Annotated in this window: 16 protein-coding genes and 1 tRNA gene; 12 read left to right on the forward strand and 5 right to left on the reverse strand. The window is 66.6% G+C overall.

Annotation, left to right across the window (positions count from 1 at the left end):
- The first annotated feature begins 22 nt into the window (after positions 1–22).
- From WDU93_RS03110 to WDU93_RS03125, 4 genes are all read left to right on the forward strand, one after another.
- Positions 23–784: an ABC transporter ATP-binding protein gene (locus tag WDU93_RS03110; protein ID WP_337317348.1), complete on the forward strand. Its 762-nt coding sequence runs from the start codon at positions 23–25 to the stop codon at positions 782–784.
- Positions 781–2238, forward strand: a complete 1458-nt coding sequence (locus tag WDU93_RS03115; RefSeq protein ID WP_337317349.1) for an ABC transporter permease — start codon at positions 781–783, stop codon at positions 2236–2238. Before WDU93_RS03110 ends, WDU93_RS03115 begins: the two co-directional genes overlap by 4 nt.
- Before the next feature lie 224 nt (positions 2239–2462).
- Positions 2463–3125, forward strand: coding sequence for a 2-phosphosulfolactate phosphatase (locus WDU93_RS03120; RefSeq protein WP_337317351.1), 663 nt, complete (start codon positions 2463–2465; stop codon positions 3123–3125).
- A gap of 50 nt (positions 3126–3175) precedes the next feature.
- Complete coding sequence (locus WDU93_RS03125; protein WP_337317353.1) at positions 3176–3571, forward strand: DUF3054 domain-containing protein; 396 nt, start codon at positions 3176–3178, stop codon at positions 3569–3571.
- A gap of 12 nt (positions 3572–3583) precedes the next feature.
- On the opposite strand, the gene WDU93_RS03130 is transcribed toward WDU93_RS03125, so the two are convergent.
- The 3 genes from WDU93_RS03130 to WDU93_RS03140 form a co-directional block, all read right to left on the reverse strand.
- Positions 3584–4072 carry a SprT-like domain-containing protein gene (locus WDU93_RS03130; RefSeq protein WP_337317355.1) on the reverse strand — a complete coding sequence of 163 codons (489 nt, stop codon included), beginning with the start codon at positions 4070–4072 and terminating at the stop codon, positions 3584–3586.
- A gap of 58 nt (positions 4073–4130) precedes the next feature.
- On the reverse strand, positions 4131–4658 hold the full coding sequence (locus tag WDU93_RS03135; protein ID WP_337317356.1) for a hypothetical protein: 528 nt from the start codon (positions 4656–4658) through the stop codon (positions 4131–4133).
- 102 nt (positions 4659–4760) lie between these two features.
- Entirely contained in the window at positions 4761–5627 is an 867-nt protein-coding gene (locus WDU93_RS03140) for a spermidine synthase (protein WP_337317357.1), read from the reverse strand.
- Between the two features lie 243 nt (positions 5628–5870).
- Between WDU93_RS03140 and rpoB the strand changes: the two genes are divergently transcribed.
- Together rpoB and rpoC are read left to right on the forward strand one after the other, a co-directional pair.
- Positions 5871–9374 (forward strand): DNA-directed RNA polymerase subunit beta, encoded by a 3504-nt coding sequence (gene rpoB / locus WDU93_RS03145; RefSeq protein WP_337317359.1) that lies wholly within the window; start codon positions 5871–5873, stop codon positions 9372–9374.
- Positions 9375–9461: 87 nt separating this feature from the next.
- Complete coding sequence (rpoC, locus tag WDU93_RS03150; RefSeq protein ID WP_337317361.1) at positions 9462–13337, forward strand: DNA-directed RNA polymerase subunit beta'; 3876 nt, start codon at positions 9462–9464, stop codon at positions 13335–13337.
- 70 nt (positions 13338–13407) lie between these two features.
- Here rpoC and WDU93_RS03155 read toward each other — a convergent pair whose 3' ends face one another.
- A complete protein-coding gene (locus WDU93_RS03155; RefSeq protein WP_337317363.1) occupies positions 13408–14034 on the reverse strand; it encodes a hypothetical protein in 627 nt (208 codons plus the stop codon).
- Positions 14035–14124: 90 nt separating this feature from the next.
- On the opposite strand from WDU93_RS03155, the gene WDU93_RS03160 reads away from it, so the two are divergent.
- Positions 14125–15036, forward strand: a complete 912-nt coding sequence (locus tag WDU93_RS03160; protein WP_337317365.1) for a carbohydrate kinase family protein — start codon at positions 14125–14127, stop codon at positions 15034–15036.
- An 86-nt stretch (positions 15037–15122) separates the two neighbouring features.
- A tRNA-Tyr gene (locus WDU93_RS03165) sits at positions 15123–15203 on the forward strand.
- A 164-nt stretch (positions 15204–15367) separates the two neighbouring features.
- On the opposite strand, the gene WDU93_RS03170 is transcribed toward WDU93_RS03165, so the two are convergent.
- Positions 15368–16441, reverse strand: a complete 1074-nt coding sequence (locus WDU93_RS03170; protein WP_337318079.1) for an IS1249 family transposase — start codon at positions 16439–16441, stop codon at positions 15368–15370.
- Between the two features lie 217 nt (positions 16442–16658).
- Between WDU93_RS03170 and WDU93_RS03175 the strand changes: the two genes are divergently transcribed.
- From WDU93_RS03175 to WDU93_RS03190, 4 genes are read left to right on the forward strand one after another with little or no spacing between them, the layout of a single operon-like run.
- Positions 16659–18011, forward strand: a complete 1353-nt coding sequence (locus tag WDU93_RS03175; protein ID WP_337317367.1) for an ApeA N-terminal domain 1-containing protein — start codon at positions 16659–16661, stop codon at positions 18009–18011.
- A gap of 36 nt (positions 18012–18047) precedes the next feature.
- Positions 18048–19154 carry a hypothetical protein gene (locus WDU93_RS03180; RefSeq protein ID WP_337317369.1) on the forward strand — a complete coding sequence of 369 codons (1107 nt, stop codon included), beginning with the start codon at positions 18048–18050 and terminating at the stop codon, positions 19152–19154.
- Positions 19121–20311: a toll/interleukin-1 receptor domain-containing protein gene (locus tag WDU93_RS03185; RefSeq protein WP_337317371.1), complete on the forward strand. Its 1191-nt coding sequence runs from the start codon at positions 19121–19123 to the stop codon at positions 20309–20311. Before WDU93_RS03180 ends, WDU93_RS03185 begins: the two co-directional genes overlap by 34 nt.
- On the forward strand, positions 20308–20871 hold the full coding sequence (locus WDU93_RS03190) for a hypothetical protein (RefSeq protein WP_337317373.1): 564 nt from the start codon (positions 20308–20310) through the stop codon (positions 20869–20871). Before WDU93_RS03185 ends, WDU93_RS03190 begins: the two co-directional genes overlap by 4 nt.
- The last annotated feature ends 241 nt before the right edge of the window (positions 20872–21112 follow it).

Raw genomic sequence — 21112 nt, forward strand, 5'->3', positions numbered from 1 at the left:
TGCCGGTTCGTAGCGTCGAAGTATGGAGATCACGACTACCGACCTCGGCCTCGCGGCCCGCGTGCAGCACCTCGGCAAGACATACGGCAGCGGCGAAGGGGAGGTGCGTGCTCTCGACGATGTCAGCGTTGGCATCCGCCGCGGACAGTTCACCGCCATCATGGGCCCATCGGGTTCGGGCAAGTCGACCCTGATGCACATCATGGCCGGGCTGGACGCCCCGACCACCGGACGTGCATGGATCGGTGACACCGAGATCACCGGGCTCAACGACCTCGAACTGACGGTGTTGCGTCGTCGCCGGGTCGGCTTCATCTTCCAGGCCTTCAATCTTGTTCCCACGCTCGACGCGATCGGCAACATCCTGCTGCCGTTCGAACTCGACGGGCGCCAGCCGAGCGCGATCGAACGCGCTCGCATCGACGGCCTCATCGAGGCGCTCGGTCTCGGCACACGCCTGCGGCACCGTCCACACGAGCTCTCCGGAGGTCAGCAGCAGCGCGTGGCGATCGCCCGCGCGCTGGCCACCGCCCCCGACCTCGTCTTCGCCGATGAGCCCACCGGCAACCTCGACTCGGCCACGGGTCGCGAGGTGCTGCAGCTGCTCGCCACTGCCAGTCGCGAGCACGGTCAGTCGATCGCGATGGTCACGCACGACCCGATCGCGGCGAGTCACGCCGATCGGGTGCTGTTCCTCGGTGACGGGCATCTCGTCGCTGACCATCCTCGCCGCAGCGCCGAAGAGATCTCGGCGTACATGCTCGCTGCGGAGCTGGCGTCGTGAGCGCCGTCGTGGCCGATGCCGGTCTGCCGGCGCGGACGCGGTCGCTGGCCTGGCTGCGCGAGCGGGGCATGGGTGCGAGCGTCCTCGTCGCAGTGCTCGCCGCGGCGTTCGGAGTGTTCCTCGTCGAGGTGACCGGCTACATCGGCGCGATGCTGAAGGCCGATCAGTTCATCGGCGGGAGCGAGATGCTCGCCCTGGTGGTGGCCATTCTGTCGGTGGTGCTGGTCGCCCTCGCGATGTACATTGCCGCGATCGTCACGGCAAACACGTTCACGACGATCATCGCTGGGCGCATCCGTCAGATCGCGTTGCTCCGCCTGCTCGGCGCCTCGGCGCGGTCGCAGCGCGAACGGGTCGCCGGCCAGGGCTTGATCGTGGGAATGATCGGTGCGGCGGTCGGTCTTGTCGTGGGCCTGGCCGTGTCGGTCGCGGGCGTCGCGATCGGCGATCGGATGCTGGAGCGCGCCCCCGAGTCGTTCTCGCTCGTGCAGCCGTGGATTCTTCTGCCTGTCGTCGGCGTGGCGATGACGACGTGGCTCGCGGCGTGGATCGGGTCCAGGCGCGTGCTGACCGTCACGCCCCTGGAAGCCATCGGAAGTTCGGTGGAGCGCCGCCATGACGAGGTCGCTTCGCGACGGGCACGGCACGTCGGCGCGCTGCTGCTGATGATCGTCGGTGTCGGGATGCTGGGGTTCGGTGTCATGATCGGGATGGTCTCGCCCCTGGGTGTGGTCGTGGCGTTCATCGGCGGCCTGCTGTCGTTCACCGGCCTGTCTCTCGGCGCCGCGGTGATCATGCCGCCTGTGCTGCGCCTGATCGGGCGGATGTTCGGGGCGAGCGCGCCGGCACGCCTGGCGGCGGAGAACGCGCTGCGGCACCCGGAACGTTCGAGCCGCATGGCGATCGGCGTCGTGATGGGGGTCGCGCTGGTGACGATGTTCGCTGTGGCGATGGAGTCGGCCAAGGCACTGATGATGCGTCAGGTCGAAGGCGACATGACTGCGGCGGCCTTCGCGCCGGTCGATGTCTTCGCCACCGTGATGATGGTGCTCGTCGCCGTGTCGGCGGTGATCGCCGCGGTCGGACTGGTGAATCTGTTGACCATCGGTGTCGTGCAGCGGCGGCGCGAGCTCGGGTTGCTGAGAGCGATCGGCCTGACCAGTGCGCAGGTGCGGCTGACCGTGCTGCTGGAGGCTGTGCACGTGACGGTCGCCGCGACGCTGGTCGGACTGCTGCTCGGCATCGGCTACGGGTGGGTGGCGGCGCAGTCGCTGTTGGGCTCGGTGCCGGTGCTGCCCGACTTCGAACCGGCCGGCCTGGTGTACCCCGCGGTGCCGTGGGCACCCGTCGTGGTGATAGTGGCCGCGATGGCCGTGCTCACGCTCATCGCCGCGGTCGCCCCGACGCGCTTGGCCACGCGGGTCACCCCCGTCGAGGCGCTCGCCGCCGACTGAGCGGATGCTCCGGCATCCGCCTCTCCGGCATCCGCCTCCCCGGCATCCGGCCCCCAGACCCCAACCGACCATGTCCCAAAAACTGCTGTCAAACCGGCCTCTTTACAGCAGAAATTGGGACATGCACCGCGGAAAGTGGGACACGTACAGCGGAAAGTGGGACATGGATGCCGGGGAGGCGGATGCCGGGAGGCGCGCCGGCGGGTGCGGCATAAGGTGGAGGGATGGCCTCGCCGTTCGACCAGTCCACGTATCAGGTGCGCCACGAGTGGGGAGCGGAAGGGATCGCGCGGCTCGCGCCGGCCGATGTCGTCATCGTCGTCGATGCCCTGCGGTTCTCGTCGACCATGACGGATGCTGTCCTCACCCACCCGGAGATCGCGCTTGACGATGCGCGGGTGTGGTCATCGAACGGGGCGGATGCCGCCGGAGCCGCACAGCGCGAGGGCGCCATCGTGCTGCTCGGATGCCTGCGCAATGCGGCCGCTGTCGCACGGGCCGTGCTCGCCGTGCAGGAACGCCGGGCGGCGCGCACCTCGGTCGCGGTGATCGCCGCGGGGGAGCGCGCCCCTGACGGCACCCTCCGCTTCGCCGTCGAGGATCAGCTCGCCGCCGGCGCCGTCATCGACGCACTGACCTCGGTGGGCATCGACCACTGCTCGCCTGAGGCGGCCGCGGCAGCCACGGCGTTCCGCGGCCTGCGGCCGGCGCTGCGTCACCTCTTCACCGCCAGCGGCTCCGGACGCGAGCTGCAGATCGGCGTGGCCTCGACTAGCCGGATGCAGGAGCGGGGCATCACCCCTGCCACCGTCGCCGAGGCCGCCGAACTGGACAGCAGCGAGGTCGTGCCCGAACTCCGCGACGGTCGATTCACCGCCTTCGTCTGACACCCCGCATGGCTCCGCCGGTCCTCGCCGGGCAGGCATAGGCTCGCGGTATGAGGTTCCTGCCCGCGCTCATCGTCGACGCCGTGCTCGTGCTGGTGTTCGCCGTGATCGGCCGCGCCTCGCACGACGAGAACCCCGCGGGATTCCTGCTCACGGCGTGGCCGTTCCTCGTCGCACTCGTCGTCGGACACCTGCTCGCCGCGGGCCTCGCACGTCGCCCCCGCCGACCGTGGTCGCTGTCGTGGGGTGCGATCGTGTGGATCGTGACCGTCGCAGGCGGGATGCTGCTGCGCATCGCCACGGGTGACACCGCGCAGCTGCCGTTCATCATCGTCGCCACGATCACTCTCGGCGTCTTCCTCTTGGGATGGCGCGTGATTGCGCTGCTCGTGCGCCGGCGCCGGGCATCCCACACATCGGACGACCCGGCCGACGACGTCGCGTGACCCGGGTCGAGGTCACCGCGGCAGCGTCGCCGCCATCCTGTCGGCGGCCGTGATCTCACGCCGCGTCCACGCCAGCAGGTAACGCCGGTCGAAGCTGCGTGAGCACTTCGCGCACGACATCGCGCGCTGCGGCCGGCGATGACGGTAGGCGATGTGCCCTGAGGGGCACTGACCGATCCATGGCGCCAGCTCGACCGCCGTCTCACCGGTGTGCGTGGTGCCGCCGACATAGCCGAGCTCGCGCGCGATGCGCTTCCACTCCTGACCGTGCGCGGCAGCGTGGCCGGCGAGGGCGTGCGCAACCTCGTGCAGCAGAACCTGATGGATCTCATCGTCGCCGAATCGGGCGGCGAGGTAGCGCGAAACGGTGATGCGCTTGGACTGATAGTGGCAGGCGCCCGCCCGCCGTTTGGCGTTGTCGAACGCGAACGACCAGGTGGCGTCGAGGTGCAGCCCGATCAGCGCCTCGCCCCAGGTGCGCACTCGATCAAGATCAGCCATGCGCACAGACTAGGACGGACCACCGACATCCGGCATCCGGCATCCGCCGAGCGCTGGTTCAGACGAACACGGGCTGCAGCACGCGCAGCCGCTCGACGGTGTCGATGGCCAGCAGCACCGTCTCGAGATCCTTCTCGTCGGCACCTGCTTCGCGGCGCAGGAACAGCGCCTGCTTGAAGCTCTCCCGTGCCTGCTCGTAGTCGCCGGCCTCGAGGGCGTTCTTGCCGCGATGCTGGGAGGCGAACGCGGCGATGCCCGCCCAGCGCTGCCCCTCGGCCTCGGCACTGCAGGTCGCGAGCTCCTGCTCGGCTGCCGCGTGGGATCCGCGGTACTGCAGCACGGTGGCGTGCAACACCCGGGCACGCAGCACGTCCTTGCGCGTACCGGCCATGCGCGCCTGGCGCACCGCCTCGTCGGCCAGCGACAGCGCCTCATCGAGCCGGTCGAGCACCTTCAGCAGCCACACGCGCTCCAGCAGGGCGGGCAGGCTGCGCTGATTCTCGATCTCGGCGAGGCGGGCCGCGCACTCACGCTGATCGACCAGCTCACGCAGCGTCTCGGGGTCGTAACCCTGGATAAAACTCACGTCTGCATGCTCCCTCCGCGCGTGTGATCAGTCTGCCTCCTGGATCCGGGTTGCGCCTGAGCCACGCCACAGGCGCCGCCAAGTGGATGCCCGGGTGCGCGGTCAGCGGAGGAACAGTGACGCGTCCGGCCGCGGTGAGGCGACGGCATCGGCATCCGTCACGACCCGCGCCCCCTCCGCGAAGGCGGCCACTTCGTCGCCCTGCGCGATCTTCGCCGGATGCGGCCCGGCGGCCAGGATCCGCGGCAGCCACTCCGTGGGCAGCGGCGAGGCGGATGCCGCCACGACGAGGTTCCCGAAACGGCGCCCCTTGAGAACCTGGGTGTCGGCGAGCAGCGCCACCTCGGCGAACACCGCCGACACCGTCGCGACCTGCCGCCGCGCGAACGCGAGGCCCGGTCCATCGGCGATGTTCACCAGCAGGATGCCGGTGGGCGCGAGCAGCTGCGCGACCTCACGGTAGAACTCGACACTGGTCAGGTGAGCGGGGGTCTGCGCGCCGGAGAAGACGTCGGAGACGACGAGGTCGCACTGCCCCTGCAGTGCCGCCGGGAGCTTGCCGACCCCGGCGCGCGCGTCGCCGATCCGGATGCGAATCGACGCGCCGCGGGGGAGGGGCAGGTACTCGCGCACCAACTGCACCAGGGGCGCCTCGAGTTCGATGACCTGCTGGCGCGAGCCGGGGCGCGTCGCCTCGACGTAGCGCGGAATGGTGAGGGCACCGGCGCCGAGGTGCACGGCCGTCAGCGGCCGACCAGGCTCGCCGACCTGATCGATCACCGCGCCCATCCGCACGATGTACTCGAAGTGCAGGTGGGTCGGATCATCCAGATCGACGTGCGACTGCGGAGTGCCATCGACGACGAGCTCGAAGCCGGTGGTGAACTCCGACGCCGCAACCTCGGCGATACCACCGTGTTCCAGCCGCGCCCGCGGATTCTCGGCGTCGCGTGCGCGTGCTCGTCCCATGGGAACGAGCCTAACGAGCGCACGGATGCCACCGGCGCTAGGCTTTCAGCGCGCGCAATACCCCAGCAAGCGACGAAGGTCAAGGATTGCACTTGCCATGTCGCGCTTTTGTGCGTATAGTGGTAACTTGCGCTCGTTTCTCCCTGCCCTCATATGGTGGTCGGCAGATGTTGAGCTTTTGAGCGCGCTCCACTGACGACAAGGAATCGACTAGCCCTGCGTGGGCTAACGGAGGTTATTCCCTTGGCTGCTGCTCGCAACGCATCCACATCCACCACCCTCAACAAGAACGGACGCGGAGCATCCCGCCTCTCGTTCGCCAAGATCTCCGACACGCTGACGGTCCCTGACCTTCTCGCGCTGCAGACCGAGTCCTTCGGATGGCTCGTCGGCAACGACGCGTGGAAGGCGCGTGTCGCAGAGGCCAAGAAGGCCGGCCGCACCGACGTCGCAGAGATCTCTGGTCTCGGTGAGATCTTCGAGGAGATCTCCCCGATCGAAGACCTCGGCGAGACGATGCAGCTGAGCTTCACGAACCCGTACCTCGAGCCCGAGAAGTACTCGATCGAAGAGTGCAAGGAGCGCGGCAAGACCTACGCCGCCCCGCTGTACGTCGAGGCCGAGTTCATGAACCACCAGACCGGTGAGATCAAGACCCAGACGGTCTTCATGGGCGACTTCCCGCTGCAGACCGACAAGGGCACGTTCATCATCAACGGCTCCGAGCGCGTCGTCGTCTCGCAGCTGGTGCGTTCGCCCGGTGTCTACTTCGACAAGACCCCCGACAAGACGTCCGACAAGGACATCGTGTCGGCGCGCGTCATCCCCAGCCGTGGTGCGTGGCTCGAGTTCGAGATCGACAAGCGCGACCAGGTCGGCGTGCGCATCGACCGTAAGCGCAAGCAGTCGGTGACCGTCTTCCTCAAGGCGCTGGGCATGTCCAGCGAGGAGATCCTCGCCGAGTTCGCCGGCTACCCCTCGATCGAGGAGACCTTGGCGAAGGACACCATCCTCACTCAGGAAGACGCCCTCCGCGACATCTACCGCAAGCTGCGTCCGGGCGAGCAGGTCGCCGCCGAGGCCGCGCGTTCGCTGCTGGACAACTTCTACTTCAACCCGAAGCGCTACGACCTGGCCAAGGTGGGTCGCTACAAGATCAACCAGAAGCTCGGTCTCGACGCCGCGCTCACCGACTCGGTGCTGACCCGCGACGACATCGTCGCGACCATCAAGTACCTCGTGCGTCTGCACAGCGGTGACGAGACGTTCGAGGGCATCCGCTCGGGCAAGAAGGCCGAGATCCGGATCACGGTCGATGACATCGACAACTTCGGCAACCGTCGCATCCGCGCGGTGGGCGAGCTGATCCAGAACCAGGTCCGCACCGGTCTGTCCCGCATGGAGCGCGTCGTCCGCGAGCGCATGACCACGCAGGACATCGAGGCGATCACCCCGCAGACCCTGATCAACGTGCGCCCCGTCGTGGCCGCGATCAAGGAGTTCTTCGGTACCTCGCAGCTGTCGCAGTTCATGGACCAGAACAACCCGCTCGCGGGCCTGACGAACAAGCGTCGTCTCTCGGCCCTCGGCCCGGGTGGTCTGAGCCGTGACCGTGCCGGCGTCGAGGTGCGCGACGTGCACCCCTCGCACTACGGCCGCATGTGCCCGATCGAGACGCCTGAAGGCCCGAACATCGGTCTGATCGGTGCCCTCGCGACCTTCGCGCGGATCAACTCGTTCGGTTTCATCGAGACCCCGTACCGCAAGGTCGATGGTGGCAAGGTCACCGAGCACATCGACTACCTGACCGCAGCCGAAGAGGCCGACTTCAACATCGCGCAGGCCAACGCGCCGCTCGACAAGGACGGCCGCTTCATCGAGAGCCACGTGCTCGCGCGCCCCAAGGGCGGTAGCGGTGAGGTCGACCTGTTCCTCCCCGAGGAGATCGGTTACATCGATGTCTCGCCGCGCCAGATGGTGTCGGTGGCGACCTCGCTCGTGCCCTTCCTCGAGCACGACGACGCCCAGCGGGCCCTCATGGGTGCCAACATGCAGCGTCAGGCTGTGCCGCTGCTCCGTTCGGACTCGCCGCTGGTGGGCACCGGTATGGAGGGCTACACCGCCATCGACGCCGGTGACGTGGTCACCGCGCTCAAGGCCGGTGTGGTCAGCGAGGTCTCGGCCGACAAGGTCGTGGTCATGCTCGACGAGGGTGGAACGCAGGAGTACTACCTGCGCAAGTTCGACCGCTCCAACCAGGGCACCTCGTACAACCAGCGCGTCATCGTCTCCGCCGGTGAGCGTGTCGAGGTCGGCGAGGTCATCGCCGATGGTCCCGCGACCGAGAACGGCGAGCTCGCCCTCGGAAAGAACCTGCTCGTGGCGTTCATGCCGTGGGAGGGTCACAACTTCGAGGACGCGATCATCCTCAGCCAGGAGCTCGTGAAGGACGACACCCTCTCCTCGATCCACATCGAGGAGTACGAGGTCGACTCGCGCGACACCAAGCTGGGCAAGGAGGAGATCACCCGTGACCTCCCCAACGTGAGCCCCGAGCTGCTGAAGGACCTCGACGAGCGCGGCATCATCCGCATCGGTGCCGAGGTTCGCCCCGGCGACATCCTCGTCGGCAAGGTCACGCCGAAGGGCGAGACCGAGCTGAGCGCCGAGGAGCGCCTGCTCCGCGCGATCTTCAACGAGAAGAGCCGCGAGGTCCGTGACACCTCCCTGAAGGTGCCGCACGGTGAGCAGGGCACGATCATCGCCGTCAAGGAGTTCAACGCCGAAGAGGGCGACGACGAGCTGGGCTCGGGCGTCAACCGTCGCGTCGTGGTCTACATCGCTCAGAAGCGCAAGATCACCGAGGGTGACAAGCTCGCCGGCCGCCACGGCAACAAGGGTGTCATCGCGAAGATCCTCCCCGTCGAGGACATGCCGTTCCTGTCGGACGGCACGCCGGTCGACGTGGTGCTCAACCCGCTCGGTATCCCCGGTCGAATGAACTTCGGTCAGGTGCTGGAGACCCACCTCGGGTGGATCGCCAAGCAGGGCTGGAAGGTCGAGGGCAACCCGGAGTGGGCCGCGAAGCTCCCCGAGCACGCCCGCGACGTCGCCCCGAACACCAAGGTCGCGACCCCCGTGTTCGACGGCGCGAGCGAGGCGGAGATCTCCGGTCTGCTCGACTCGACCCGCGAGACCCGCGACGGTGTGCGCCTGATCGACAGCTCGGGCAAGACCCAGCTGTTCGACGGCCGCTCCGGTGAGCCGTTCCCGGCTCCGATCTCGGTCGGCTACATGTACATCCTGAAGCTGCACCACCTCGTCGACGACAAGATCCACGCGCGCTCGACCGGTCCGTACTCGATGATCACCCAGCAGCCGCTCGGTGGTAAGGCGCAGTTCGGTGGACAGCGTTTCGGTGAGATGGAGGTGTGGGCCCTCGAGGCCTATGGCGCCGCATACGCGCTCCAGGAGCTCCTCACGATCAAGTCCGACGACATCCTCGGCCGCGTCAAGGTCTACGAGGCGATCGTCAAGGGCGAGAACATCCAGGAGCCGGGCATCCCCGAGTCGTTCAAGGTGCTCATGAAGGAGATGCAGTCGCTCTGCCTGAACGTCGAGGTGCTCTCGGCCGACGGTACGACGGTGAACCTCCGCGACACCGACGACGAGGCCTTCCGCGCAGCGGAAGAGCTCGGCATCAACATCTCCAGCCGCTTCGAGGCCGCCTCGATCGACGAGATCTGACCCTTTGACAGGCTCAGCGCCCCGAGCGGCTGCTGAGCCCGTCGAAGCCCCGATTTCTCAAAAAGAATTTCCGACACAGGAGAACTAGTGCTCGAGTCAAACACTTTCGATGAGCTTCGGATCGGCCTGGCCACCGCAGATGACATCCGCGGATGGTCCTACGGCGAGGTCAAGAAGCCTGAAACCATCAACTACCGCACCCTGAAGCCCGAGAAGGACGGCCTTTTCGGCGAGCAGATCTTCGGGCCCTCCCGCGACTGGGAGTGCGCCTGCGGCAAGTACAAGCGTGTCCGCTTCAAGGGCATCGTCTGTGAGCGCTGTGGCGTCGAGGTCACCAAGAGCTCGGTGCGCCGTGAGCGGATGGGCCACATCGAGCTCGCCGCCCCGGTCACCCACATCTGGTACTTCAAGGGCGTGCCCTCGCGTCTGGGCTACCTGCTCGACATGGCCCCGAAGGACCTCGAGAAGGTCATCTACTTCGCCGCCTACATGGTGATCTCGGTCGACGAGGATGCTCGTCACCGCGACCTCGCCACGCAGGAGAACAACATCCGCCTCGAGCTGAAGACGCTCGCCGACCGTCGCGACGCCAACATCGCTTCGCGTCTCGCGCGTCTCGAGGAGGAGCTCGCCGCTCTCGAGGCCGAGGGTGCCAAGGCCGACGCCAAGAAGAAGGTCAAGGACGCCGCCGAGAAGGAGATGTCGCTCATCCGCAAGGGTGCCGACGAGGCGATCGCCAAGCTCGAGCGCGTGTGGGAGGACTTCCGCACGCTCGAGGTCGGCGCACTACGCCCCGAGGACGACGTCTTCCACGAGCTGCAGGACCGCTTCGGCCAGTACTTCGAGGCCCACATGGGCGCCGAGGCCATCCAGCGTCGTCTGCAGAGCTTCGACCTGGCCGCCGAGGCCGAGTCGCTGCGCCTGCAGATCGCCGAGGGCAAGGGTCAGCGCAAGATCCGCGCGATCAAGCGTCTCAAGGTCGTCAACTCGTTCCTGGAGACCGGCATGAGCCCGGCCGCCATGGTGCTCGACGTCGTTCCGGTGATCCCGCCGGAGCTGCGCCCGATGGTGCAGCTCGACGGTGGCCGCTTCGCGACCTCCGACCTCAACGACCTGTACCGCCGTGTGATCAACCGCAACAACCGTCTGCGTCGTCTGATCGACCTCGGTGCCCCCGAGATCATCGTCAACAACGAGAAGCGCATGCTGCAGGAGGCCGTCGACGCACTGTTCGACAACGGCCGCCGTGGTCGCCCCGTCACCGGTACCGGCAACCGTGCCCTGAAGTCCCTCAGCGACATGCTGAAGGGTAAGCAGGGTCGTTTCCGCCAGAACCTGCTCGGCAAGCGCGTCGACTACTCGGGCCGTTCGGTCATCGTCGTCGGCCCGCAGCTGAAGCTGCACCAGTGCGGTCTGCCCAAGCAGATGGCTCTGGAGCTCTTCAAGCCGTTCGTGATCAAGCGTCTGATCGACCTCGGCCACTCGCAGAACATCAAGGCCGCCAAGCGTGCCGTCGAGCGCACCCGTCCCGAGGTCTGGGACGTGCTCGAGGAGATCATCCGCGAGCGTCCTGTGCTGCTCAACCGTGCACCCACCCTGCACCGTCTCGGCATCCAGGCCTTCGAGCCGCAGCTCGTCGAGGGTAAGGCCATCCAGCTGCACCCGCTCGTCTGCGCGGCCTTCAACGCCGACTTCGACGGTGACCAGATGGCTGTGCACCTGCCGCTGTCGGTCGAGGCTCAGGCCGAGGCCCGCGTGCTGATGCTCGCCTCGAACAACATCCTCAAGCCGTCTGACGGCCGTCCGGTCACCCTGCCCTCGCAGGACATGATCATCGGTCTGCACCACCTGACCACGGTCAGGGAAGGCGCTGCCGGTGAGGGTCGTGCGTTCGGCTCGGTCTCCGAGGCGATCCTCGCCAAGGACGAGGGCTCCCTCGACCTGCAGGCGAAGGTCCGCATCCGCGTCCCCGGCCTCACCTTCCTCGAGGGAGAGGCGCCGGAGGGCTACGAGCGTCACGGGCTCGTCGACGCCTCGCTGGGTCAGGCGATCTTCAACGCCGCGCTCCCGAAGGGTTACCCCTTCGTGCGCGAGGTGGCCGACAAGGGCAAGCTCTCGCAGATCGTGAACAAGCTGGCCGAGGAGTACCCCAAGGTCGAGACGGCGGCAACGCTGGACCGCATCAAGGACGCCGGCTTCCACTGGGCCACCCGTTCGGGTGTCACCGTGGCGCTCAGCGACGTGCTCACCCCGCCGAACAAGGCGGAGATCGTCGCCGGCTACGAGAAGCAGGCCGCGAAGGTCCAGTCGCAGTACGACAAGGGTCTGACCACCGACGCCGAGCGTCGCCAGGAGCTCATCAAGATCTGGACCGAGGCGACCGACGAGGTCCAGGCCGCAATGAAGGCGCACTTCCCGCAGGACAACACCATCAACCGCATGGTGTCCTCGGGCGCCCGTGGTAACTGGCTGCAGATCCGGAACATCGCCGGTATGCGTGGTCTGGTGAACAACCCCAAGGGTGAGATCATCCCCCGTCCGATCATCTCCTCGTACCGCGAGGGTCTGTCGGTGGCGGAGTACTTCATCGCGACGCACGGTACCCGTAAGGGTCTGGCCGACACCGCTCTGCGTACCGCCGACTCGGGTTACCTGACCCGTCGTCTGGTGGACGTCTCGCAGGATGTCATCATCCGCGAGCAGGACTGTGGCACGACCAAGGGCCTCGAGCTGCCGATCGCCGCGCCGAACTCGGCCGGCGAGCTGGTCCGCGACGCGAACGTCGAGAACTCGGTGTTCGCCCGTACCCTGGCCGCCGATGTCGTCAACGAGGCCGGCGAGGTTCTCGCCTCCGCCGGTGACGACGTGGGTGACGTGCTCATCGACAAGCTCGTCGAGGCGGGTGTGGAGTCCATCAAGGTGCGCTCCGTGCTCACCTGCGACTCGGCCGTCGGTGTCTGCGCGCAGTGCTACGGCCGCTCGCTCGCGACCGGCAAGACCGTCGACATCGGTGAGGCCGTCGGCATCATCGCCGCTCAGTCGATCGGTGAGCCCGGTACCCAGCTGACGATGCGTACCTTCCACACCGGTGGTTCGGCATCGGCGGATGACATCACCCAGGGTCTGCCCCGTGTGCAGGAGCTCTTCGAGGCGCGTACCCCCAAGGGGGCCTCCCCGATCGCCGAGGCCGATGGCCGCATCACGATCGAAGAGAACGAGAAGGCCAAGAAGGTCATCCTCACGCCCGACAACGGCGACGAAGAGGTGGTCTACCCGGTGCTGAAGCGTGCGACGCTTCTCGTCGAGGACGGCCAGCACGTCACCGTCGGTCAGCCCCTGCAGGTCGGCACGCTCGACCCCAAGGAGGTCATGCGTGTCATGGGTGCCCGCGAGGTGCAGAAGTACCTCGTCGGCGGTGTGCAGGGCGTGTACCGCTCGCAGGGTGTGCCGATCCACGACAAGCACATCGAGGTCATCGTGCGCCAGATGCTGCGCAAGGTCACCGTCGTCGACCACGGCGACACGACCCTGCTGCCCGGTGAGATGGTCGATCTGAAGCGCTACCAGACGATCAACCGCGAGGCTGTGTCTGAGGGCAAGCGTCCCGCGTCGGGTCGTCCGGAGCTGATGGGTATCACCAAGGCGTCGCTGGCGACCGAGTCGTGGCTGTCGGCCGCATCCTTCCAGGAGACGACCCGCGTGCTCACGCAGGCCGCCATGGAGGGCAAGCGCGACCCGCTGGTCGGTCTCAAGGAGAACGTCATCATCGGTAAGCTCATCCCGGCCGGAACCGGTCTGTCGAAGTACCGTGACATCACGGTCGAGGCGACCGAAGAGGCAAAGAGCGAGCGCTACCCGAACCGGATCTTCGCATCCGACGGTGCGTACGCCGACGGTGACTTCGGTTACGTCGACTTCGACGCGTTCTCGACCGACGACATCACCCCCGGCACCTACAACTGATCGATAGGTGTCTGACTGAGGCCCCGGGTTCTTCGGAACTCGGGGCCTCAGCCGTACCTGGACCGGGTCGTCAGGGCGTCGGGCTCGGCGTGGCGGTCGGCTGCGGCGACGGGAACATGTACTCGACGATCGATGCGGTGTAGCCCGACGGCGCGAGGTTGGAGTACCGCGTGTCGATGAGCACCCCGTCACGCCAGAACAGGGTGCGACCGTCGGTGACCGGATACTGCTCGTTCTCCCACGTTTTCTCACAGCGGGTGCCGCCGTCGGGGGCGTAGCAGGTGAACCCGTCGTCGTCCGCGAGGGCGTTCAGCAGCTCCATCGCAGACTCCCGCCCGAGCCCCATGATCTCGGTGACGAGGCTGGTGGTGTCGGCGCCGGGGTCGGCCCAGACGCAGCGCAGCGAGCCGTCCTCCAGCGAGCCGCTCGGGTCGAAGGCAGGATCGTTGAGGGGGATTCCGTCGAGCTCGGCCAGGACGGCCGGGGCGAGGATGGCGCGACAGTCGGTGGGGATCGGTACCGTCGCGGCATCCGGATCGCTGGATGCCGTCGGCTGCGGTGATGTCGTGCTCTCCGACGAGGCGGATGCTGATGCTGCTGGCGCGTTTGATGCCACAGGATCGGCGGCTCCGCCGCATCCGGACAGCACCAGTGCGAGCAGCGCTGCGGCACCGGCGAACGCGAATCGCGTCTTCATGGCGCCAAAGTACCGCTTTTCTCCGTCACAACCGTGCCGCCGCTCTGGTGGTGTGGGGAAGAATGGGCGCATGACTTCGAGGAGCAAGGCGTGAGCGCCGGGGCCGTGGTGATCGGCGATGCCCTGATCGACGAGATCCGTGATGAGCACGGCGTGCGCGAGTTGGTCGGCGGCGCGGCGTTGAACGTCGCCGTGGGGCTGCGGCGGCTCGGCATCCCGACCACCCTCATCGCGATGGTCGGCGACGACGAGCCCGGCGATCACATCCGTGGGTACCTGGCCGACCACGACGTCACGCTCATCCAGAGCGAGGCGCCACGCGGGTCGTCCAGGGCCATCGTCACGCGCGGTCCCGGCGGCGAGCCGGAGTACGTGTTCAACGAGGCGGCGCAGCGGCGCAGCATCCGATACGGCGACGAGGCGCGCGCTGCGATCGCCGGGGCGGGGATCGTCGCGATCAGCTGCTTCCCGTTCGACGTGCACGAAGAGGTCGACGCGCTCGTCGACGCCCTGGGAGATGCGCCGCTGGCTGTGGACCCGAACCCGCGAGCGGGCATGATGTCCGACCGCGTGCGGTTCATCCGCGGCTTCGAGCACCTCGTCGGACGATCGGCGCTGGTCAAGGTCGGCGCCGACGACGCAGCACTGCTGTATGACGGCGACGTGCACACGCTGCGCGCGCGTCTGCGCGACCTGGGTGCGACCGCCGTGCTCGCGACAGCAGGCCCCGACGGGGCCGTGCTCGAGACGGATGCGGGCACGTTCACGGCCCCGATCTCCGTGCTTCCCGGCCCGATCGTCGACACGGTAGGCGCGGGGGATGCCACGCTCGCCGCCATCACGGCGGGTCTCGCGGCCGGCGAGCCGGAGACCGCAGACGGCTGGCAGGAGCTGGTCGAGAGGGCGATGTTGATCGCTGCGGCGACCGTGCGTGCCGAGGGTGGTCTGCTGCGCACGCCGGAGTCGCTGGCAGAGGCCGACCGGGGCGTGTTCGGCAGCTGAGCCGTCGATTTCTTGCCGGTGCCGTGGGCGGGTATGCTTGATACTCGCGCCCCCGGTTGGCTGGAAAAGCCGGACGGGTGTGCACTGGCAAGTTGCCCGAGCGGCCAAAGGGAGCTGACTGTAAATCAGCCGCGTAAGCTTCGGGGGTTCGAATCCCTCACTTGCCACGTTGGGCCATTCCCGGATCTCGAGGATTTTGTTCTCGTATCTCAGAAGGCCAGGTCACAAGAGGAAAGCCACCGAGAATCCGGTGGCTTTCCTCGTTTTCGACGCGAATCGGTCCCCGTATCCGGGGGTTATAGGCCAGAAAGAGTGGATGGGGTCGGGTGTGTCATCCGTGTCCTGCCCATCCTGATCGGGTCCAGAGGCCTTCGGCTGGGTCGAGGCCGGTGCCGTAGGGGGCGGTGTTGCTCGTTTCGTTGGGTTCTGTCTGCGGGCTTGGCGTCGGGGCGGGTTTGGCGAGGGCGATGGCCTCGTCGAGCGGGAGCTCGTGGAGGGCGAGGAACCATTCGACGGCGCGTTTTTGGTGTTGTTCGCTGAGGCCGCGGTGTCGGCGCAGGACGTCACGGATCTGGCTGTTGATCCCGCCTTCCAATGGTGATGTTGTGCGGGGGTTGCCGTAGGTGATCCAGGTGAACAGGGTCTCGTTGCGGGAGACGTGACGGATCAGCTGCCAGGCCTTGCGGAGGCGATCGTGGGTGAAGCCCCATTGTCCGTTGCGGAACATCGTCCTTTCCCGGGTGAGGTGCCCGAAGGCCTTCCACCGGACCTCGAGTTTCAGCCGCCAGGCGATCGCTGCGTCTTCGTCATGGATGTCGCTGAGGCGCATCACGAGGGCGCGCAGGGCGCGCCCGGCGTCGGTTCTCGGGTTGCGTGTCAGGTGCCGGGACACGTTCATCTGCAGGTGGAACAGGCAGCGTTGGTGCTTGGTCTCGGGCCAGCACACGGCCAGCGCGGTCGGGAGGCCGCTGCCACCGTCTGAGACGAGGACGCCGGGCGCTGCGACCTGTTCGAGGAGTGCTTTCCAGGCGGCGACGGATTCGCCTCCGGACCATTGCCAGGCGAGGACACGGCCCGTGTCGCTGAGCGCGATCAGCAGGCACCATCCGCTCACCCAGAACCCGTCGACGAGGACGGCGTGATGGATCTCGGTCGCGGGCGGCAATCGCGGCTCCAGCGCCCAGCACCATGCGATCTCGCGGCGAAACGTCCGTCCTGTCGTCGTGCCGTCGATCTCGGCCTGGGTCTGCTTCCCGGTCAGCCACGTCACGAACCGGCGCAACTGTTCACGCCGGGTCACATCAGGGCGCCGACGCACGGACGATGCGCCGCATGACGGGCACCGCCACCGTTGTGTCCCGGATCGGTGCCGGCCGTTCTTCACCAGATGACCGCCGCATACCATGCAGGTCGTCGAGTTCGAGGGAAGATCCACGAGTAAGCCTCGCAGACCATGACAAACCCGATCTCACCGCATGATCACGCCGCTAGACCAAGAAACCATCCACTCCTTTTGGCCTATAACCCGCGAGCGCGAGAAGTCCCTCCAGCACGTTGTGCACGGGTGCCCCTGTTCGGCAGCGGATACACCAAACGTCTGAAGCGCCCTCCAGAATGAGCACGTGACTGATCTGGCGCGAGAGTTGTATGGGCAGTGGTGGTTCAAGGAGGGGCAGCCACACGTAATGGGGCGCCTCGTCATCCATGTCGATGGTTCGGTCCGGCTCGACCTCTCGGGGTCGCTGATGCGATTCGATGACACGGTCCCAGTGATCTGGGGCGTCGCGGAGGGTATCCCTGTCACGCTGACCCACTGCTTCTCGCTCATTCAGCGGGGCCTTGGGCCTGGTCCGGGTGGGGAGTTTCAACGCCTTCATGCCCGGCGGGCGTACGTCGGGGCGCACTTCCATCCTGAGGAAGCGATCTTCAGCGGCGCGCGGGTCAGCCTGGAGAACCTGACGGGCTTCCTCGCGGCCCCCGTCGTGAACCGTATGGTCGATGAGGACCGACCAGGCCTGGTCGCCGCGGTCTCTGGGCTCGAGTCGACCGCTCACTACGGGGAGTGGACAGTTACCGCGCGCTCCCACGCAGATTCCTTCAGATCCGTGGAGTCGCGGGCGAGCACGACGGTGTCCACGTCTGTCACCCCGTACCTGCATCTGACCCCGCCGGAACCGGTCGCGGTTGACGCTTTCAACGGCCTGATCCAGCACCTGTCGGACTTGATGACCCTGGCCTCCGGGGAAGCCTGTGGCCTCGTCAGCACCCTGTTCACCGTCGCGACGGATACTGAGCCTGCGGCAGGTGACACCTTGGAGCGATTCGTCGAGATGCCGGCGACCGTTGAGGCTTATGGACGACGGATCCACACTGCATCCCCTGATGTCGAGGGGACGTCGTTTTACGAGTTTCGGTTCACATGCAACGACATCGCGTTCGAGGACGTCATCCCTGCGTGGCTAACGCTCCGCGAGGACGCCGCGACGGCATGCAACGTGTTCTTCGGGATGCAGTACGCCCGCCCCGGCTATACCGAGACCCGGTTGCTGCTGAGCGCCATCGCTGCGGAAGGGTTCCATGCCGCGTTTTCGGATACGACGACCCACATGGCGGACGAGGACTTCGAGGTGCTCCGAGCGAAGGTGCTCGACGCGGTGGAGGATGAGGACGAGCGGGCTTGGGTGGACAGCGCGTTGGCGAACCGAATGTCGTTCCGCAGGCGCTTGCGGGCTCTTACTCGGATACCGGACCGCGCGGCTCGCTCCCTCGTCGTTCCGGACGTTGAGACCTGGGTTGACGATGTCGTCGCGGCGCGGAACACTCTTGCGCACACGGGCAACCACACATTGGACACGAATCCGTTCACGCTGGAGCAGATGACGACTGGAGTGCTGACTCTCGTCCTGATGGAGAAGTTGGGCCTCCCTGGGGAGCATCAACAGCGCGTTGCTCGCGAGCTCGCCGTGCACGACTGACGCGCCGGTGTCGGCGTCGTGTGCTTCGCTTAGTTCATGAATGAGCGCGACTCTTCGGACGCAAGCGCCGCGAACCCGCTCGTGGAGGTGGAGTTCGATGATGACCTCGACGACGACGTGGCTCACTTCCAAGCCCTCATCGACTCCGGCAAGATCGCCGCGCCCATCATCACGATGCCGCCGGGCTTCCTAGACAAGATCGTGCCGCGGTTGCCGACTCTGGACAGCCTCGGCCTCTCCGCGACTCTCGACAACCTTTCGCGGATGCTTACGCCGGAGGTCCTCGGGCTGCGAGAATCCCTCCTCACCGATTCGGTCACCGCACAACTGGCCTCCCAGATGCCGTCGTTCAAGATGCCTGAGCTCCTTGCGAACAGCATCTCCGCGAACCTCACCGAGCGGATGTCGAGGGCGGTGGACAACCTCGCCGCCTCAGTGATGAAGCAGTTCGACTCCACCATCCTGAAGTCGATTCCGTCCTGGCTGCCCAACCTCGCCAGTCTGCAGCTTCACCTGCCGTCGAACTGGCGGGGTGTGAGAGTCGATGTCGACGAGATCGAGCAGGACGTCTTCCAGATCCTCTCGGAAGGCATTCCGCTCGCGTGGGTGCCCAACAGACGCGTCATCATCCTGCTCCTGGACGCACCAGACGCTCAGGCGCGTCGCCGGGTCATCAGTAACAACCGTCGAGGGATCGTCACCACGTGTGCGAACGTCGTGTCGTCCCTTCCGCTCGGTGGACGCCCGCTGTTCCTCGCGGACACGATTGTGCGCGCCGTACGCGCGTTTCAGGACGGACATGTCGAGGCGGCCCAGGCTCTCGCGACCAACGTGCTCGACACACTCCTGAGTGGGTTCAGTCGGGCTGCGCTGGGACGAACGATGGGCAGCATGCTCAACCCCGAGTACAGCAGGCAGCTGGCTGAGGAGCGCAGCTGGAGGTTGCAGCTCGCGCTGCGACCCTCGTTCACCCTGATGAGGGGTGAGCACACGGTTCATGAGCGACACAACGCGTTCCACCGCAACGCGACCACGCACGCTGTGACCTCGCATCAGTACTCGCGGATCAACGCGGTGCTCGCCATCATGAACGCGACGTCGGTGCTGACGTGCTTCGCTCGGGACACGGACGCGTTCGAGTGATTACCTCTGCGAAGATCAGGGGCATGAGCGCAGTCGATGACACCCCAGACTTCTTCGTCAGCTACACCGAGGCGGACTCCGGGTGGGCAGAGTGGATCGCCTGGCAGCTGGAGGCTGCAGGACACAAGGTCGTGTTCCAGAAGTGGGACTTCAAGGCGGGCAGCAATTTCGTTCTGGAGATGAACAGGGCAGCGTCCACCGCGAAGAAGACCTTGCTCGTGCTTTCACCTGCGTTCCTTGAGAGCGGAATGGCAGCCTCGGAGTGGGCCGCCGGCTTCGCGAAGGATCCGCAGGGGCTGAACCGGAACGTGATTCCCGTGCTCATCGAGCCGACCCATCTCGACGGTCTCCTCAGCCAGATCGTCTACGTGAAGCTTGTCGGCCTGAGCCGCGAGGATGCAGCGGCCGCGCTCATCGCCGCTGTCGAGCCCGGACGCAGCAAGCCCGCCAACGAACCTGCATTCCCTGGCGTCGAACCGAAGACAGCATCACCTGCACGCGTGACGCCCGCTGGCGGACTTAACTGGGCGCCCGCAGGGTCCACGATGACGTCTATGGCCCGTGAAGCGGTATTGCCGCGGCATCACCGAGACGACGTGTACGTTGCCTTGGAGGTCTCGTTAGTGCCTGCGGAGACTCAGTCGCTGCTCCTCGGTCAGTTGGAGGCGGTGGCGAACGAGTTCGTCGTGACTGGGCGGTCGGCGGGGCTATTCGCCCAGGCTGGCGCGGTGGACAACGGGTTTACGGCGGACGTCGCGTATGCGCGGGTGGAGGGGGACGATGCGGCCGGGCTCCTGGTAACCCGTCAGGGGCAGCGGACAGCGTGGATCACGCTGCCGCACGACATGCTGGGCGGGGTGCTTGACCCCTCCCAGATCCGGGCGCGTGTAGCCCGGGTGGTGCAGCTGCTGATGAGCGTGGACCTTCCCGTCGCCGAGAGATACGGCATCACGGCACGCATCCACCCCTCGAGGTCGCTGATGGTGGGTGACGCTTCTATCGTCGGCTCACGGAACTCCGCGTCGATGGGAATGGGATTCGAAGACCGGTTCCCGACGCCAATGCCCGATACCGTCCGCGGGGAAGGCATCGCCCAGAACAGCGATGCGCTCGCGGAGGAGCTCGTCGCTCGCGTCGTGGCTGCGCTGAGGTCGTGAGAAGGGCTTTGGGGCGCTGGGAGATCCTCAGCGGACCGAACAAGGACGGCAGTACGCACATCGGCGTACGCGTGCTTCCTGACGCCACAGCACAGCTCCGCGCGGCCGGTTACAACCTCGTCAACAAGATGTATGAGCGGTCGGTGGACCGAGAGGCCGTCGCGACGATCCGGATCGGCGATGTGGTCGACGTGCGCTTCGACGGTGACAAGGGTTGGTGGGCGTGGCGTGGCAATGTCCGCCTCGGTCGCTTGACGTGGTCGCTTGGTGACTTCGAGGAGAAAGAGTGGCGGGAGGCGAGCCCGCGCATCGACGACGGCACTCTTCAAGTCATTCGGCTCGTGGTCGATGCGGGAGGCGCGGTGGTGAACGCCGGCGGGATCGTTCGTCGCGACGGCGTGCCGATACCGCCGCTGAAGAACGCGGTTCCTGACGCCCTCGTTACTGTTCGCACGCTGCGTGCGCGGGTAGGGGCTGCGGGCGATGTGCAGGTCATGAGTGAGAAGGCGCCCGTGGAGAGTCGGCGAAAGAATGTCTGGTCACGCCGACGCATGCGCTAGCCCGGCGTGTGTGCTTGAGGCCGACCTGCCGCAGGGGACGGAGCATGCGCATTGGATCGTCACCCGTGTCGGTCACTCGGCGCGACGCCGCGTGTCATGATGACAATTGACGACTTCCACAAAGTGGACAATCCTCGTGTCTGGCGCTTCACCCGTGAGCAGACATGAGGACATGTTGCAGACGTTGTGGCCAGAGGAGGTTGCCGACATCATGCGGCTCCTGCACCAGCCCAGGGAACAG

This window comes from Microbacterium istanbulense, assembly GCF_037204145.1.
Taxonomy (GTDB): domain Bacteria; phylum Actinomycetota; class Actinomycetes; order Actinomycetales; family Microbacteriaceae; genus Microbacterium; species Microbacterium istanbulense.

Coding starts and splice junctions, on each gene's coding strand:
- WDU93_RS03110 (WP_337317348.1), top strand. CDS start 23: ATGGAGATCACGACTACCGACCTCGGCCTCGCGGCCCGCGTGCAGCAC.
- WDU93_RS03120 (WP_337317351.1), top strand. CDS start 2,463: ATGGCCTCGCCGTTCGACCAGTCCACGTATCAGGTGCGCCACGAGTGG.
- WDU93_RS03125 (WP_337317353.1), top strand. CDS start 3,176: ATGAGGTTCCTGCCCGCGCTCATCGTCGACGCCGTGCTCGTGCTGGTG.
- WDU93_RS03130 (WP_337317355.1), bottom strand. CDS start 4,072: ATGGCTGATCTTGATCGAGTGCGCACCTGGGGCGAGGCGCTGATCGGG.
- WDU93_RS03140 (WP_337317357.1), bottom strand. CDS start 5,627: ATGGGACGAGCACGCGCACGCGACGCCGAGAATCCGCGGGCGCGGCTG.
- WDU93_RS03155 (WP_337317363.1), bottom strand. CDS start 14,034: ATGAAGACGCGATTCGCGTTCGCCGGTGCCGCAGCGCTGCTCGCACTG.
- WDU93_RS03170 (WP_337318079.1), bottom strand. CDS start 16,441: ATGGTATGCGGCGGTCATCTGGTGAAGAACGGCCGGCACCGATCCGGG.
- WDU93_RS03180 (WP_337317369.1), top strand. CDS start 18,048: ATGAATGAGCGCGACTCTTCGGACGCAAGCGCCGCGAACCCGCTCGTG.